Origin of the sequence: Chryseobacterium gambrini (genome assembly GCF_900156825.1) — a bacterium.
Classification (GTDB): Bacteria; Bacteroidota; Bacteroidia; order Flavobacteriales; family Weeksellaceae; genus Chryseobacterium; species Chryseobacterium gambrini.
In genome coordinates, this window is the sequence record NZ_FTOV01000004.1 from 192,968 (window position 1) to 209,006 (window position 16,039).

At 35.6% G+C, this 16,039-nt stretch carries 16 protein-coding genes; 8 read left to right on the forward strand and 8 right to left on the reverse strand.

Annotation, left to right across the window (positions count from 1 at the left end; translation table 11 throughout):
• The first annotated feature begins 5 nt into the window (after positions 1 to 5).
• From BW951_RS09950 to BW951_RS09980, 7 genes are all read left to right on the forward strand, one after another.
• Positions 6 to 902, forward strand: a complete 897-nt coding sequence (locus BW951_RS09950; RefSeq protein WP_420866231.1) for a BatD family protein — start codon at positions 6 to 8, stop codon at positions 900 to 902.
• The gene (locus BW951_RS09955) at positions 895 to 1,887 is read left to right on the forward strand and encodes a vWA domain-containing protein (protein ID WP_076392310.1); all 993 of its coding nucleotides are present in this window, start codon (positions 895 to 897) and stop codon (positions 1,885 to 1,887) included. The genes BW951_RS09950 and BW951_RS09955 overlap by 8 nt, the downstream gene beginning before the upstream one ends.
• Positions 1,887 to 2,894 carry a vWA domain-containing protein gene (locus BW951_RS09960; protein WP_076392312.1) on the forward strand — a complete coding sequence of 336 codons (1,008 nt, stop codon included), beginning with the start codon at positions 1,887 to 1,889 and terminating at the stop codon, positions 2,892 to 2,894. The genes BW951_RS09955 and BW951_RS09960 overlap by 1 nt, the downstream gene beginning before the upstream one ends.
• Positions 2,895 to 2,994: 100 nt before the next feature.
• Positions 2,995 to 3,732, forward strand: a complete 738-nt coding sequence (locus BW951_RS09965; RefSeq protein ID WP_076392314.1) for a tetratricopeptide repeat protein — start codon at positions 2,995 to 2,997, stop codon at positions 3,730 to 3,732.
• Complete coding sequence (locus BW951_RS09970) at positions 3,732 to 5,471, forward strand: BatD family protein (protein WP_076392316.1); 1,740 nt, start codon at positions 3,732 to 3,734, stop codon at positions 5,469 to 5,471. Before BW951_RS09965 ends, BW951_RS09970 begins: the two co-directional genes overlap by 1 nt.
• Positions 5,472 to 5,515: 44 nt before the next feature.
• On the forward strand, positions 5,516 to 6,118 hold the full coding sequence (locus BW951_RS09975) for a MarC family protein (RefSeq protein ID WP_076392318.1): 603 nt from the start codon (positions 5,516 to 5,518) through the stop codon (positions 6,116 to 6,118).
• Positions 6,119 to 6,123: 5 nt separating this feature from the next.
• The gene (locus BW951_RS09980; RefSeq protein ID WP_076392320.1) at positions 6,124 to 6,318 is read left to right on the forward strand and encodes a hypothetical protein; all 195 of its coding nucleotides are present in this window, start codon (positions 6,124 to 6,126) and stop codon (positions 6,316 to 6,318) included.
• 348 nt (positions 6,319 to 6,666) lie between these two features.
• On the opposite strand, the gene BW951_RS09985 is transcribed toward BW951_RS09980, so the two are convergent.
• The 8 genes from BW951_RS09985 to BW951_RS10020 form a co-directional block, all read right to left on the reverse strand.
• On the reverse strand, positions 6,667 to 7,638 hold the full coding sequence (locus BW951_RS09985) for a chorismate-binding protein (protein ID WP_076392322.1): 972 nt from the start codon (positions 7,636 to 7,638) through the stop codon (positions 6,667 to 6,669).
• A 21-nt stretch (positions 7,639 to 7,659) separates the two neighbouring features.
• The gene (locus tag BW951_RS09990; protein WP_076392324.1) at positions 7,660 to 8,553 is read right to left on the reverse strand and encodes an outer membrane beta-barrel protein; all 894 of its coding nucleotides are present in this window, start codon (positions 8,551 to 8,553) and stop codon (positions 7,660 to 7,662) included.
• A gap of 15 nt (positions 8,554 to 8,568) precedes the next feature.
• Positions 8,569 to 9,687, reverse strand: coding sequence for an RNA polymerase sigma factor (locus BW951_RS09995; RefSeq protein ID WP_076392326.1), 1,119 nt, complete (start codon positions 9,685 to 9,687; stop codon positions 8,569 to 8,571).
• Positions 9,688 to 10,082: 395 nt separating this feature from the next.
• Entirely contained in the window at positions 10,083 to 10,517 is a 435-nt protein-coding gene (locus BW951_RS10000) for a PaaI family thioesterase (protein WP_076392328.1), read from the reverse strand.
• A gap of 80 nt (positions 10,518 to 10,597) precedes the next feature.
• A complete protein-coding gene (locus BW951_RS10005; protein ID WP_076392330.1) occupies positions 10,598 to 11,194 on the reverse strand; it encodes a 1-acyl-sn-glycerol-3-phosphate acyltransferase in 597 nt (198 codons plus the stop codon).
• A 316-nt stretch (positions 11,195 to 11,510) separates the two neighbouring features.
• Positions 11,511 to 13,232, reverse strand: coding sequence for a PspC domain-containing protein (locus BW951_RS10010; RefSeq protein ID WP_076392332.1), 1,722 nt, complete (start codon positions 13,230 to 13,232; stop codon positions 11,511 to 11,513).
• A 10-nt stretch (positions 13,233 to 13,242) separates the two neighbouring features.
• Entirely contained in the window at positions 13,243 to 13,572 is a 330-nt protein-coding gene (locus BW951_RS10015) for a PadR family transcriptional regulator (RefSeq protein ID WP_072952756.1), read from the reverse strand.
• Between the two features lie 213 nt (positions 13,573 to 13,785).
• The gene (locus BW951_RS10020; RefSeq protein WP_076392334.1) at positions 13,786 to 15,126 is read right to left on the reverse strand and encodes a cytochrome P450; all 1,341 of its coding nucleotides are present in this window, start codon (positions 15,124 to 15,126) and stop codon (positions 13,786 to 13,788) included.
• A gap of 322 nt (positions 15,127 to 15,448) precedes the next feature.
• On the opposite strand from BW951_RS10020, the gene BW951_RS10025 reads away from it, so the two are divergent.
• The gene (locus BW951_RS10025; protein WP_076392336.1) at positions 15,449 to 16,039 is read left to right on the forward strand and encodes an HD domain-containing protein; all 591 of its coding nucleotides are present in this window, start codon (positions 15,449 to 15,451) and stop codon (positions 16,037 to 16,039) included.

A 16,039-nucleotide genomic window follows, 5' to 3' on the forward strand; every position in this document is an offset into this window, starting at 1 on the left:
TAAAATTGAAAAAACTATTATTTATATTTTGTTTTTTAATCTGTGCAAATGCGTTTTCGCAGATCCTTTCTTCCAGTGTTGAGAAGAAAACCATTGCTTTGGGAGAAGTGAACCATATTGTGATCACGATCAATAATCTGAACAATGAAAAAGTTTCTGCAGCTCGCGAGAATGAGTTGTTGCCTTTTCATTTCGAAGAAATTAAGGACAGTATCGCGCAGACTCAGGATGTTTATTACAGAAGAATTGAATTTGCTGTTTTTGATGAAGGAAAATTTACCATTCCCGAACTGGAATTCAAAGTCAACGGAAAAGTTCTGAAAACAATTCCTTACGAAATTGATGTTATTAATACGGCTCAGAAGACTGACCAGATTAATGACATTATGAAGAACAAAGAAGTAAAACTTGAAGCCACCGATTACTGGGAACTGTATAAATTTTACATATTAGCCGCCATTGCGGTCATCTGTCTCATCATTGCGGTCATCATGTTCATAAAATTCGGACGAAAACCAAAAGATTCGCCGGTTGTCGCCACAAATCAGACCTTGAAGGAACTGGATTCTCTCAAAAAGAAAAAATATGTGGAAACAGGAAACTACCGTTCATTTTATGTTGAACTGATTGATATTTCCCGAAAATTCATCGCAAAACAATACCGCGTTCCGGCAGATGTTTTGTTAACGGATGACCTTATTGATGTGATGAAGAAGAACAATACCATTTCTCAGGAAAATGAAAAAATAGTGGAGGAAGTATTTTTAAGAGGCGATCTGGTGAAATTTGCGAAAACATTCCCGGATCAGACCACCATGGAAAAAGATTTTGCCGACATCAGAGATTTTGTAAAAAGATCATCAAAAGATCTTGAATTTGAAAACTTGAGAAAGGATGCCTGATTTTGAATTTTACAGTCCGTGGTTTCTGCTGCTTTTCGCGCTGTTTATCCCTTTGTTATTCAGAGATGCGAGCCGGCAGAAAAGAAAAGGAATAAAAGTTCCTACGGTAAAAAATATGGGGGAAAGCGGTGGAATTCATTTCATTATGTTTATCCTGAGAATATCGAAGTATATTATTCTTTCTGCACTCATAATTGCGATGGCAAGACCGAGAACTTTTACGGTTTCTCAGGACAGAGACGATACAAAAGGGATTGATATTATGCTTTCTGTGGATGTTTCCCTGAGTATGCTGGCAAAAGATTTAACGCCCGACCGTTTAACGGCTTTAAAAGATATTGCGATTAAATTCGTTAATAAAAGACCGAATGACAGAATTGGTCTGGTTGCCTATTCCGGAGAAGCATTTACCAAAGTTCCGGTAACGTCTGATCATCAGGTTGTTGTGGATGAACTGAACAATCTTAATCCTCTGGAATTACAGCCGGGAACAGCCATCGGAGAAGGACTTTCCGTTGCGGTTAACCATTTGAAAAACAGCAAGGCGAAAAGTAAAATCATCATTCTGATGACGGATGGTGTGAATACCATTGCAAATGCAATGCCACCTGCCATTGCTGCGGAACTGGCTAAAAATAACGGAATTAAAGTATATTCCATCGGAATCGGAACCAACGGGTATGCTTTGATGCCTACACAGACCGATATTTTCGGAGATCTTGTTTTTACGGAAACCGAAGTGAAAATTGATGAGCCTGTTTTAAAAGAAGTTGCACAGATGACGGGTGGAAAATATTTCAGAGCCACATCAAACAGCAGTCTTGAAGAAGTGTATGACGAAATTAACCAACTGGAAAAATCTGATGTAAAAGTTGCCAAACTTTTCAATTATCAGGAATATTTTAAAATTTTCCTGTGGATTGCTTTGGGTATGCTGTTTTTAGACGCTTTACTGAGATGGGTGTTTTATAAAATTTTAAGTTAATGGATTGGTATTTAGGAAATTATTGGTTTTTATTATTGCTGTTGCTTTTGCCGCTGTTAGCTTCCTTTTTGATCCGTTTTCTGAAATGGAAAAAAAAGAAAAGAGAAATTTTTGCAGACAGCCAGTTTCATGAGCAGTTATTTGAAAAAAAATCCGGTTTTACCAAGTTTTTTCCGGCTTTGTATCTTTTCGGAACATTGTTTTTAATATTTTCGATTATCGATTTGTTAAGCGGTTCAGAAGAAATTAAAACCAGTCAGAAATTAAATAATGTCATTTTCATGCTGGATGTTTCCAACTCGATGAATGCGGAAGATATTAATCCGAGCCGTTTAACGGAAGCAAAGAATCTCATGCTTCAGACGATGCAGAAGATGAAAAGTGATAAAGTGGGGATGGTGATTTTTGCAGGACAGGCAACCTCCATCATGCCTTTAACCACAGATTACAGCTCGGCAGAAACCTACATCAGCGGAATCGAAACAAACTCAATGCAGATTCAGGGGACAGATTTTCTGAACGGGATGAAAATTGCTGCCGAAAAATTCAAAAATGTAAGCAAAGACGGAAGAAAAGTTGTTTTGCTGAGTGATGGTGAAGACAACGAAGGAAATGACGAAGCAGCGATACGACTGGCTAAAAAAGAGGGAATTATGATTACGTCCGTCGGAATAGGAACAGAAGAGGGAGCTCCGGTTCCGGAATATGTTTTTGGACAGTTAATGGGATATAAAAGTGATATCAACGGACAGACCGTTATCTCGAAAAGACAGACGGAAGCACTTAAAAAAATGGCTGATGCAACCGCAGGAAGCTATATTGACGGAAATAATATCAACGAAGCACCGGACAGAATTTTAGACGCATTAAGAAAGAAAACTGGTTCATCTGAAACCATGGTGAAATCACAAAATGCCAATCATTATTACCAGTATTTTCTGGCAGTTTCTCTGTTTTTCTTCTTTCTGATTTATTTATTTAATCCTAAAAGAGACTTTAATTTATAATAATCCGGATACATTGTCTCAGAATCAGACTATTACTTTAACCCAATTTTAACAAATAAGACACTGTTTATTAACATTTAAAGGAATAATTTTGCACATAATGAATACTAAAATCATTTTTTTATCGTTTATAATTGCTTTCATCTTTCCGGGAAATCTTTTCGGGCAGAAAAACTACAGGACTTTAGTCTATGAAGGCAATGAAAAATTCAACGGTAAAGATTATGATGGCGCGTCTGTAAAGTATCTGGAAGCAATCAGAACCAACAGCAAAGATTTTACAGCGCACTACAATTTAGGAAACGCATTATATAAGAGTAAAAAATACGAAGAGGCAAAAGCGGAATTTGAAACGGCTCAGAAACTTTCTCAGACGCTTCCGGATAAAGCAGCCGCTCTTCATAATTTGGGGAACACGTACATGCAGATGAACAAGCCGGAAAAAGCAGCAGAATTCTACAGACAATCCCTGAAACAAAATCCTTACAGCGAAGTAACAAGAAAAAATTACGAAATTGCCAAGCTGAAGGATAAAGAAAACCAACAAAAAAAACAACAGCAAAATAACTCCGGTAAAGGAGGCGGTGGTAAAGACCAACAGCAAAATGATGATCAAAAAGGAAAAGATCAAAAGCAGGATCAGGGACAAGGTCAGCAGAATAAAGGAGACGGACAGGGAAATGATCCCAACCGGAACCAGAATAATGAAGGCAAAATCCCTAAAGGTCTCGAAAATCAAATACTCAACAAAGTAAGCGACAAGGAAAAAGAAACCGCCAGAAGAATTTTGAATAAAAATTCTTATTCGATGCCCGAGAGCAACGAGAAAGATTGGTGATGCAGAACAGAATTATTTACATATTACTTTTAATGTCTTCCGTAATTTCTTACGGACAGGTAAATCTTTCTGTAACTCCGGATAAAACAACTTACAGCTCCAAAGAAATTGTAAATCTCAGCATCGTTCTTGAGGTAGAAGGAGCCGAATATAATCAGCAGACAAAACTTCGTCTTCCTGATTTTTCTAAATTCAATCTTATTGGTACCGGTTCACTTAGCAATGGATTTATAGATCCCGAAAGTAACGTTGCCGTTTCACAGACCATCACAAGACTTGCTCTTGAACCCAAACAGAAAGGAAAAGTAAAGATCGGATCTTTCCTGATTACCATCAACAATAAAATTTATAAGACGGAACCTTTTGACATTTTTATTAAAGATGTAGAAAAGAAACCTGTGGCTGCAAATAATGCTTCAAAAGACGTGTATCTCAATATGGAGATTGATGACCGTGAAGTGTATCAGGATCAGCCAACCATTGCTGTTCTGAAGGTGTATTCAAAAAACATGGATAACTTCAGAAGGGTAAGAAATATTCATCTTCCCGAACAGGACAATCTGGATGTTTTTCCGGTAAGCTTTACCAAATCTGAGATTGATCCTTCCGATGCAGGAAATATGGCATCGCAGATTCTTGCCGTGTTTATGGTTTTCCCGAATGAAGCAGGTTATGTGGATATTCCGGGAGTTTCTGCCTCTTTAAATTCCTATGCGAATAAAAATAAAATTGTTTCCAATAAAGTAAAGATCAACGTTAAAAAGCTTCCTGAAGGTTCTCCGGAATGCTTTAAAAATGCAGTAGGAAACTTCAATGTAACGGTTGCCAATACTTCAAAAGAAAAAGTTGAGGTTAAAAAACCGATGAATGTTCTTATAAAAGTAAGCGGAGAAGGGAATCTTAAAAGCATGGAACTTCCCAAAATTGCGGAATCTCCGGATTATGAAGTTTTTGCACCCAAAATTACTTCACGTGTAACGGTGGGAACAGAAGGGATGAAAGGGGAGGTTTTGGCCAATTATCTTGTGATTCCTAAAAAAGCGGGAGAAATAACCATTAAAACAGAGCAGTTTGCCTTTTTTGATCCTTCAAGTAAAGAGTATGTGGACCTCGGACAGCAGTCTTTAGCCGTAAATGCTTTTTCTCATGATCAGATTCTTGAATCCCGCACTGCGGTTGAGAAAGTGAATGAGTATACCAATACTTTTCTAGAAACGGTAAATACGCCGGTTTTAAAAACAACATCATTTAAAGTAAAAGAAAAAAAGAAATTCCACTGGAATATTCTTTTCATCAATATTGCGATTTTACTTTCGTTATTCGGAATGTATCTTCTGTTTAAAACGTGGCAGAAAAAAAACAGATTATCTAAAGAAATTCAGACTCCGATGGCTTTAGGTTCTGTTGCTGAAACAGAAAATGAAATCCGTGAAAAGTTTAAAACAGACATCAATGATTACTTCGGGTATTTGGAAAATCTTAAAGATAATGAAGATTATCAAAAGTTTTTTCAAACCTTCGATGAGCTGGATGAGGAAGTGAAAAGCCAATATTCTGTAAATCCGGCTGATCATTTCGCTGAGTTGCTGGTAAAAGAAAAAGGTTCAGCAATTGCCGAAGAATACAGGAATCTTATTCAGAGAGTGCAGGTTGAAAAGTATGCCCCGATAAAATCTTCCGAAGGAATGGACGAACTTTTATCAGCAATCGTTAATTTGTATTCTAAGATTAGCAAATAGTTAATTTATTTTCATATTTTTGCGAAATTATTAATTGCAAGGAAATGGAAATATTTAATGATTTTTCGATAAAAGAGATTATTACCTGTTTTATGGTTCTTTTTGCAGTGATTGATATCATTGGCTCTATCCCGATCGTGGTAAGTCTGCAGCAAAAATTCGGACAGATAGAAGCAGAAAAAGCGTCTATTACCGCAGGAGCTATTATGCTTGTTTTCCTTTTCGTAGGGAATAAAATTCTTAAATTTATCGGTGTTGATGTTAATTCGTTCGCCATTGCGGGAGCTTTTGTGATTTTTATCATAGCCCTGGAAATGATTCTCGGAATTGAGATCAACAAAACGTCTGAAGCAAAGGCTGCATCCATCGTTCCCATCGCGTTTCCGCTGGTTGCAGGAGCCGGAACTCTAACAACTACACTGTCTCTGAAAGCCGAGTTTCATGATATTAACATTATTTTTGGAATTATTCTCAACACAATTTTCGTATATTTGGTGCTGAAATCTGCAACGTGGCTGGAGAAGAAAATGGGTGATGCGACACTCGCTATTTTACAGAAAGTTTTCGGAATTATCCTGTTGGCGATTTCAATTAAATTATTCACCGCGAATTTTGCGCAGCTGGTGCAGAATTACATTAATTTTTAAGAGTTATGCAGAAGTTTTATAAAGTATTTTTGGTACTGTTCATCGTGTTTATCGCAATTAATCTTTATGCTTTAGACTGGCAATCGGATATTTTGTCTGAGGATAACCTGAAGTTTGTTTTCTCAATAGCTTCAGCGGCAATAGGTCTTATTTTGCTTTTTGTAATGAATACATGGAGCAAAATTGGAGTAAGAAAATAATTGAATTACAATCTTATATAAAGCCTCTTTCAGTCTGAAGGAGGCTTTTTTATTTCTGCTTCTTATTGCATTTTAGCTCTCGAATAATAAAAATCTAAAGTAAAGAGTTTTGCTCCTTTAGGAGCAGAATCTGTGTAGAAATAAGAATAAATCTATTAATCAATCCGTAGGATTGATATCTATGATACGATACATTTTATAAAGATAGCGTTCCTACGGAACGCCGAACGTACGGTTAATATGATTTCTACACAGATAAAACTCCATAGAGTTTTCTAGCGTTTTACTTTATACAAATTGTTGAATCTTTTGCCTCTTTTGCGGTCAAATAAAATTTAAAGAAGTTTATTATTTTAAAATCGCCAGATTTTTTAGAACAGCTTCAGATTTCAGTTCAGTTTCTGTCCATTCTTTTTCGGGATTGCTTTGTGCGGTAATTCCGCCACCTACAAATAAATGAACCGCATTTTTATACAGTTTTGAACAGCGAAGATTAACAAAATACTGTACCGTTTCATCAGTCTCAATTTTAATATATCCTGCGTACAGTTCGCGCGGAAATTTTTCAATCTTCTGAATTTCTTCTTTACAAAAATCTTTCGGAATTCCGCAAACAGCAGGAGTGGGGTGTAATTCCTGAATAATCTGATCTAAGTTTTCAGGCTTAATTTGGGCTTTAAAATCGGTTCGAAGATGCTTTATATTTCCCGAAATATGATCGTAGGTTTCAGATTCCGTTACGTTTTCAGAATACTGATTTAAAATATTTCTGATGTAGGACGTTACAGGTTTTTGTTCCTCAATTTCCTTTTCCGACCAGTTTTCAGAAACGGGAAGCGTTCCTGCGAGACTCATCGTTTCAAATTCGTGCGTTCTTTTACTGAATTTTCCTAAAACTTCCGAGAAAGCACCCATCCATGAATTTTCGTCATCGATAAAAATATATCTGAATGCATTCGGATAGGATTGACAAAGATGATTAAAGCTTTCTTTCAGATTAATTTCTTTAAAATCGGTAAAAATTTTTCTTCTTGAATAGACCAGTTTCGGAAGCTGATGTTCTTTGATAACCGCAATTACTTTTTCAAGATTTTTTAAATATTCTTCCTTCGTTTCGGCAACAAATCCGCTTTTGTCTTCAGTTAAAATCTCACTTGAAATTGCTGTCTGATTAAAATTTTCAGGGTTTAATTCAATAATTTTTCCTCCAAAATCCAATCGTTCCAATCCATCAAAAGAATAAAAACTGATAGGGTTTTCGCCGGAATTTTCATCTGTGGAATACAGTTTTTCGTCGAATGGAAATTTGAAATAAATCATTGTTTGAAGCTTTTTCGAAAATCAGAGTCGGGAAATAATATAAGAAATTCCAACATTGATTTTTCTTTCTGCAAAGGTATTATTAGTCTTAAAAATCTCAAAATCAAAGTCAGGGTTTTTTAAGGAAATATTCTTGATGCTGTAATGCTGATATTCCGCAGAAATGATGAAACGTCGCAGCAATCTGTACTGAAGCCCCAAAGAAAATCCGAGATTGGTCTGTGTGTTTTTAAAATCCTCCAGTTTGGTTAAAGCGTCATTTTCAGGAGTCAGAAACTGCATTTTATAAGTCTGATTATTTAGCAAAATTCCTGCAAACGGACGGAAGTTTTTCCAGTTATACATCAGTTTAAGCTGAAGTGCAAACTCAAAATGTTCATTATTAAACTTCTGAAATAGAAGCGGCTTATTATCTTCGGTAAAATAATATCCGTTCAGAAAGGTGTCTTCTTTGTTGGCATCAAGATCGAAGGATGAATTCCAGTGATACGCATTGGCAGAAACCCATACTAAAAACTGAGAATCAAAGAAACTTTTGGAAGCCCAGATTCCGAGATTTTCCCCGAACTGCGGTTTATTTTCTAAAGACCAGTTTGCACTTTTTATGCCAAATCCGCCTTCAATTCCGTACTGAAAGGTCACCGGTTTTCGCAATCTTGCTCTTCTTGAAGCTCTCTGTTTGTCGATTTCCTGTTTGTATGCATCCGTCACAAATTTCGTTTCCTGAACGGTTGGTGTTTTCATCACAACATCATTCAACTTGAATTTTAAAGGCTTCATAAGATATACGGTATCATAAACGACTACTTTTTCGTAGACGTAAACCGTATCAATTTTCTTTTTCCTGATTTTCTGTGCAAACGAAAAGTTAACACAGGCGATGAGAAAAAGAAGTATTATTTTTTGGAAGGACATATTCTGCTTTTCAATTTATTTTTCAATAAATACGGTATCTCTTTTAATGATTTTTTTAACGACAATTACTTTCTGCGGAGCTTCTTCAATGGTGTCGCTTGCAGCCGTTTTTTTTAAAACCGGTCTGCTTTTCAATCCTGTTTCATCGTCGTTTATTTTTGTTTTTGAAGTGTTTTTCTCTTCAATTATATTTGTTGCTGACTGATTTACAGCATCATTGTCTGATTTTTCTTTTTTATCGAAATTGATAGTTTTTAAATATTCTTTAGTCTCTTTATTTTTTATTTCACCTTTGTTTTTAAAAGTTGATGAAACTGAATCATGATCGGTTGTGAAAAACGAATTCTTCGGATTTAGGAAAAAAACGGACAGAACAATAATGATTAAAAATGTTCCTCCAATTATTATTTTCTTTTTCAGGCTTTTACCGGATGATGAAAATGCAACATTATTAATTTTAAGATCAGAAGGAATCTGCAATTTTTTTGATGGCTGAATGGTAAAATCAGCAAATTTGTTTTTGAATGTCTGCGCCCAAAGCAATCCGCCAAGTCCGAAGATAACGAGTAATTGCGCCATCTTCTTTTTTGGAGTATTTTGATTGACGAAATTCTTCATAAGATAATTCTGAACCGATTTTTTCGCTCTCAAAAGGTGAGATTTTGAGGTGTTTACTGTAATTCCCAATAAACCGGAAATTTCTGCATGAGAATGATTTTCAATAAAATACAGATTGAAAACGGATTTGTGATGGGATGGAAGACTGTCGATGGAAGACAGCAGTTCTTCACTGGTAAAGTCGTAAACGAATACATTTTTCTCTTCTAATAAATGATGGTCCATTTCTGAATAGGTATCTGGGATTTCCGAAGGTTCTGTAGTTACAAAAGTATCTTTGCTGTGTTTGCGGATGTGTTGCAGTGCATTATTTACCACAATTTTTTTCAGCCAGGCAAAGAGAGCCTTTTCATCATTCAACTGATCGTTTTTCTGGATTGCGGTAATAAAGCTGTCCTGCACGATGTCTTCTGCCGTGTAAATATCATCAATATATCTTCTGCATATTCCCAGAAGTTTCGGGGAATAATCGAGATAGATTTTCTGCCAGTTGAAGTTGCTGCTGTTTTGCTTCATAATTTAATTCGCGACAAATAGTAGGTTTTTATTTACCGGAAGTTTTATTAAAATTTTTTGATTATCCGTTATTAATCATAATGCTTAATTTTTACGCAAAGGATCGCTAAGATTCTTTTATATACCAACTGTTTTTAAGTTCGCAAAGGCGTTTCACTCAGCAAAGAACTCAAAGATTTTCAATTATGACCAATTACGGGCAATATATAAAATTTTGACCTTTTCAAGATAAAGTTAAATCTTTATATAAATGAACAGTGCCAGTAAAAAATAAATTTAAAGTTTTCATGGTTATTATTTTCTTATAAGATGCAGAAAAATAAAAAGGTTGCAGTAAAAAATAAAAAAAAGCTCAATTTTTTTTGAGCTTGGTATTTTTTAGTGAAAATTAAATCTTATCGATTGATGATATTGTTCGTCATCGTGGTATGATTAATGAGCTGACCTTTTTCATCGCGGATCTCAATTTCTGAAACATGCATCGTTTTTCCTTTTCGGATAAATCTTGCAACGGCTGTTACGATTCCGTCTTTTTTGCTTCTTAAATGGTTGGAATTGATGTTGGTTCCCACTCCGAAATATTTTGTACCGTCGATAAAAATATTAGACAGGCTTGATCCCATGGTTTCTGCCAATACACAGCTTGCGCCACCGTGCATAATTCCGAAAGGCTGATGAATTTTTGGTGAAACAGGCATTGTTGCAGTCAGTGTTTCATTGTCAACATCAATATCCGTAAATTTGATATCCAGAGTTTTTGCAAACGTTTCTCCGCCCCAGTTGTTGATGAATTCTAATATTTCTTCCTTGCTTTTATCTTTTATGAACATGTTTTTTAATAATGAATAATAAGTAATTGGTAATGAGTAATTTTGATAGCTTCTAGCTTCTAGCTTCCAGCCTCTATCTTCTAACTTCCAGCCTCAGAATCATTTCCCATGATATTCGGGTTCCAGTTTTCCGGGATTTTAGGAACTATATCATTTTTTATGTAGTAATCCTGAATTTCCTGCATAATTTCTGTAAACGGTGCAGATGCAATTCTTTCGTAGGGAATGGTATACCCAAGATAAATGATTTTTCTTTTAAAATCACCCGCCGCGAGAACGATAGGAACTTTAGCCGCTAAAGCCATGTGATAAAAACCTTTTCTCCATTTCGGAACCCAGCTTCTTGTTCCTTCGGGAGTGATGACCAGACTGAAATCGTCTTTTTCAAACTGTTTGGCTACGAAATTCACCAGATCATTCTTCTGGCTTCTGTCGATCCCGATTCCGCCCAGACCTTTTACAACGCTTCCGTACCAAGCTTTGGTGTGTGCATCTTTGATGATGATTTTTAATGGTTTTTTCAGAGACCAGTAGGAAAGATTTCCTAAAATATATTCCATGTTGTGCGTGTGTGGCGCGACTACAAGAATACATCTGTTCAGAACGTTTTCGTCGCCCTGAAGAACGACTTTCCAGCCCATTAATTTTAGCAGCAGTTTGCCGATCAGCTTTCTCATATAGTTTTAGATTAAAACAAAAAAGTATAACCAAAGTGGTTATACTTTACAAATATATTGAAATATTATCGCTCTTAAAACAGACTGCTGATTAAATCAACAATTTTCATTACAATTTCTAGTGCCAGTTGTACCATGATTATTGAATTTTTATTGAGTGTTTTGGTTATAATGTTTTACTACACAAATGTAAAGATTTTTATTAACATAGCGAACAAAATCTTTATATTTTTTCGTTTTCAGTGAGAGAAGAAGAGTGTGAATTTCAAACGGTTGAGTTATTCATTCACACCTTCTGCCACTCTCTGCAGTTTAGTTATTTGGTTTGTATGGAAATTTCGTTTTTACCTTCGTCTACCTTGAAGTCGATGTTGGCTCCTTTCATCTTTTTGATGCTGCTTTTCATGGAATCGATTACCTGATCTGCCTTATTGCTCGGAACTTTTTTTCCGTTAACGATAATGCTGTCTTCATCATCAGAGTTGTATTCAATCGTAGAACCGTTTACCGTGATTTTATTTTTTTCGATTTTGATGTTTCCGTCTTCGTCTCTTTCCTGATCGTCATCATTAATTCCGTCTGCGTTAAGATCTCCGTCGAAGCTGATTCCGTCTTTTTTTACAGGGATCACTACGGTTTTTAAAGGAAGTACCAGTTCATAATCAATGCTGTAATCTCTGAAACGGTGTTCGTAAGGATATTTGATGTAGTTCGGAAGAACAATTTTATTGTTTACCACTTCTACAGGAACGCTTACATTTAACGGAAGATTATATCCTTTAGCTTCTTTTTTAATAATTAAATAAGGCGTTTTGATGTCTGCTTTTCTTGTTACATCCATATGCATCCAGTCTCTTTCGTATACGGAAACTTTGTCTGAATAAAGATCATCATCGTATCCTTTAAAGTTCTGAGGAATGGAAACCTGCTTGAAATCTACATAAATACTGTCTGATTGGGTGTTGATTGCAATTTCTTCTGTATCTTCTTTATGACCTTTCAGGAACATTTCTCTTTTCGCCATGCTGAATCCGAAATAAGTACCTAAAGTGATAAGTGCAAGGAACAAAGCTCCGATTACCCAGCCTGTATTTCTCAGTTTTGTTTTAGGCGAAATTAATTTGATGCTTAATAATCCGAATAACATGGCAGGCAATAAACTTCCTAAAGTAATCAACGCCATGATAATATACTTCATATTGTCGTTATCAAAATAGAAATTCATCTGGCTGATCGGCGGAAAATCGCTGTCTGCTCCCATGAAACCGAATACCACAAATACTCCGATTAAACAAGATAAAGACATAAACCCGAAAATTCCTCCTAAAATATATCGTAATACATTCCAAAGTCCGCTTCCGGCGTTGTTGATGTAGGGTTTGTTTTCGATATAGATTTCTCCGACCCTCTGAGTAGATTCGTTGGCAAACTGTACCAATTTATTAGACTCATTCTTAAGATTGTCGAAGTTCATAGGCTTTCCCTTCATTTTCAGGAAATCTGCTGCGGTTTCTGCTTTTGGCAAAACAGCCCAAAGAATGATGTAAAGTAAGAAAACCAAGGTTGAAGAAACGGCCGCCGTAAAGATTCCAAGGATGAAAACGCCAAGCCAAATAGCTCTCATGGCAGTAATGTCCATTCCTACGTAATGCGCTAAACCTGCGCAAACACCGGCGATTTTTTGTCTTTCAGGATCACGGAACAGTTGCTTTTTATCAGAATATTCGGTTCCTGAAGTGTTTGTTCTTTTGGTATTTTTTTCAGAATAATAAGCTTCTTCCTGCTCTTCGATTTTTTCAGGGCTTCCGATCTGTGCAATTACTCTTTCTACATCCGAGTCGTTAATTACCTCACGTTTTGCCATAGAATCTTTGAAGATTTCTACCATTCTGATTTCTATGTCATGCATTACCTCATCTGCTTCCGAAGCATCCAGAGAGCTTCTCAGAGCATTCAGGTAATCGCTAAGTTTTATGTATGCGTGTTCTTCTATGGTAAAAGAAAAACCTGCGAGTCCTATTGAGAGTGTCTTGTTCATAGCTTTGTTTTTAATTTTTTTGAGTGATTTGGTTAACTGAATTGGTTAATTCGTTCCAGGTGTTTTGAAGTTCATCTAAAAATAATTTACCTTTTTCGGTAATCTGGTAATATTTTCTCGGAGGTCCTCCTGTAGATTCTTCCCATCTGTATGAAAGAAACTCGCCGTTTTTTAATCTAGTTAAAAGAGGGTAGAGTGTTCCTTCTACAACATCCAGTTTTCCTTTTTTCAGTTCATCGATTAAGTCGGAAACGTACATTTCGCGATGATTGATGAGACTTAAAATACAGAATTCCAGAATCCCTTTTCGCATTTGCGCTTTGGTATTTTCAGTATTCATCTTTAATAAGTTTTGTTAATTAGTTACATAATTTTCGAAACCCGGAACCTAGCTAGTTGTACCTGTTTCGATTTTACATTACAAAGATATGTAATTAAAATGGTATTATGCAATACAAAGTAGTGAAAAAATATAAATAAATAATTTAACTAATTGATAATCAGTTTAATTATTTTTAATGAGAAATTTTATATAATGAGAATTTTATGAAAATCAGATCATATTTTTAACAATTTTACCTTTTAGGCTCAATGTTCTTAAAGTAACCAAAGCTTTTTTCTTTAATTCTTTCTGATATGATACGAAGCTGTATTTTTTGTAGAATCTACGGACGATAAGTGCCATTTCCATCATGGCAAAGTGTTCTCCTATGCAGAGTCTCGGTCCTGCTCCAAAAGGGTAGTAGGCGAAGTTTTTGGCATTTTCATCATTAAAACGTTCAGGAATAAAAGAATCGGGATCATTCCAGTACTTCGGGTTTCTGTGCAGCCCTGTAATATAGAGGATTATTAAAGTTCCTTTTTTCCAAGAGTAATTTTTAAAGCTGTCGTCTTCCAGAGCCTGCCGGTCGATTGCCCAAGCCGGAGAATGCAGTCTCATTGCTTCTTTGATAATACTTGAGGTATAGGATTTTTTCATTAAGCTTTCTGTACCAAAAGCATTTTCACCTTCTGCAGCAATTTCAGCTTTTAGCTTTTGTTCAGCTTCAGGATTCCGGCTGATCTCGAAAAAGATAAAACTTAAAGCATTGGCGGTGGTTTCGTGTCCTGCAACGAAAAGAATGAGCATTTCATCAATTAGCTGTTCATCAGACATCGGAAGTTGTGTATCTTCGTAACGTGCCTGAATAAGCATATCCAGCAAATCATTTTTTTCTTCGCCTGAGCTCCTTCTTTTATCCAGAACATTTTTAATGATATTTTTTCCCTCATTGCTTTTTCTCATCACTTTATCAATTATCCCAAGACTTTTTATCATCTGGCTATACAAAGGAATTCTTACTTCTTTCGCAAAGACTTCCTGAACTTCGGTAATGATTTTTCCTAATTCTTTTACGCTTTCTTCATCAATATCCGAGCTGAAAAGTGTTTTCGCAACAATGTTGAAAGCCAGTGTATGAAAGAGGTCGTACAAATCAGTCTCCGGTTCCTGTGGAAAAGCCTGAAATGCTTTATCAATTTCAGCCTCCATAATGCCAACCAAGTTGGAGATTTTGATCTTACTGAATCCCGGCTGGATGAGTCGTCTCTGTTTCAGCCAGTCCTTCCCGTTATTGGTAAGCAGTCCTTTCCCGATATATTTTCCTAAGATAACCGATTGTATTTCAGATTTAAAATAGTTTTTATGGTTTTGCTTTAGAATATATTCAATAAATTCCTTATCCTGAGAAAAGATAAAATCGATGTTCGTTATGCTGGCTTTAAGATGAAAAGTGTCTCCTGCAATGTTATGATTTCCGCTGATCACTTCTAAAGGATTGTTTATTCCGTATAAAAGTGAATACAGTTTTCTTTTTCCTTTAATTTCTGTAGGATAATTGTAATTTGGGGTCATGTTGAATATTTATAATAAATGTAATACTAATCTCTGAATTAAAATATGTTTAAAGCTAAAAGTCATATTTTTGTATTATCTGTTTTATCATTTTAATTTTATGCTTTTTTAAATTTTAACCATAAAAGAAACGAAAGATTTATCATAAATTCATTATCAAAATAATCAGCGTTCTCATAAGCATGAAAGTCTGATGTTTTTTAAACCAATATTTTTTTCTTTTGTGTAGAAACTTTAACAAAGTCAGGTGGATTTTTTAAGTAAAAAGGATAAAAAATATTCTAAATGATTGAGGAATAATGACGTTTAAATAATATATACAATGAAAATACAAAAGGAAATCGATTTTATTCTGGCTGTTGATGCTCTGAAAAATGTACAAAGAAGAAATTACAATGCAGACGATTCACGAAGAGAAAATACGGCGGAAAATTCATGGCAGATTATTATTCTGGCGCAGATCCTTTTTCCGTATGCGAAAAACAGAGCAGATATCGATTTGTTGAGGGTAATCAGAATGTTGTCTATTCATGATTTGGTGGAGATTGAAGCAGGAGATACTTTCATATTTGATGAAGCGGCAATGGTTGGGAAATTTGAAAGAGAGAAAGTTTCAGCTCAGAAAATCTTCGGAATTTTAGACGAACCGCTGCGCTCCGAATTTTTTAATCTTTGGCTGGAATTTGAGGAAGAGCAGACTCCTGATGCAATTTTCGCCTGCGCGATCGACCGCATTATGCCTTTTATTTTAAATTCCCATACTTCAGGAAAAAGCTGGACGGAAGCCGGAGTCACGGAAAAGCAAATAAGAAATATGCTGGAAAATGCCATTGTAAGAGCTTCAGATGAATTGGGAGAGGCTTTTCAATTGTTGCTGCTGAAAAATTTGGAAACTGAAAAGGTATTGAAATAG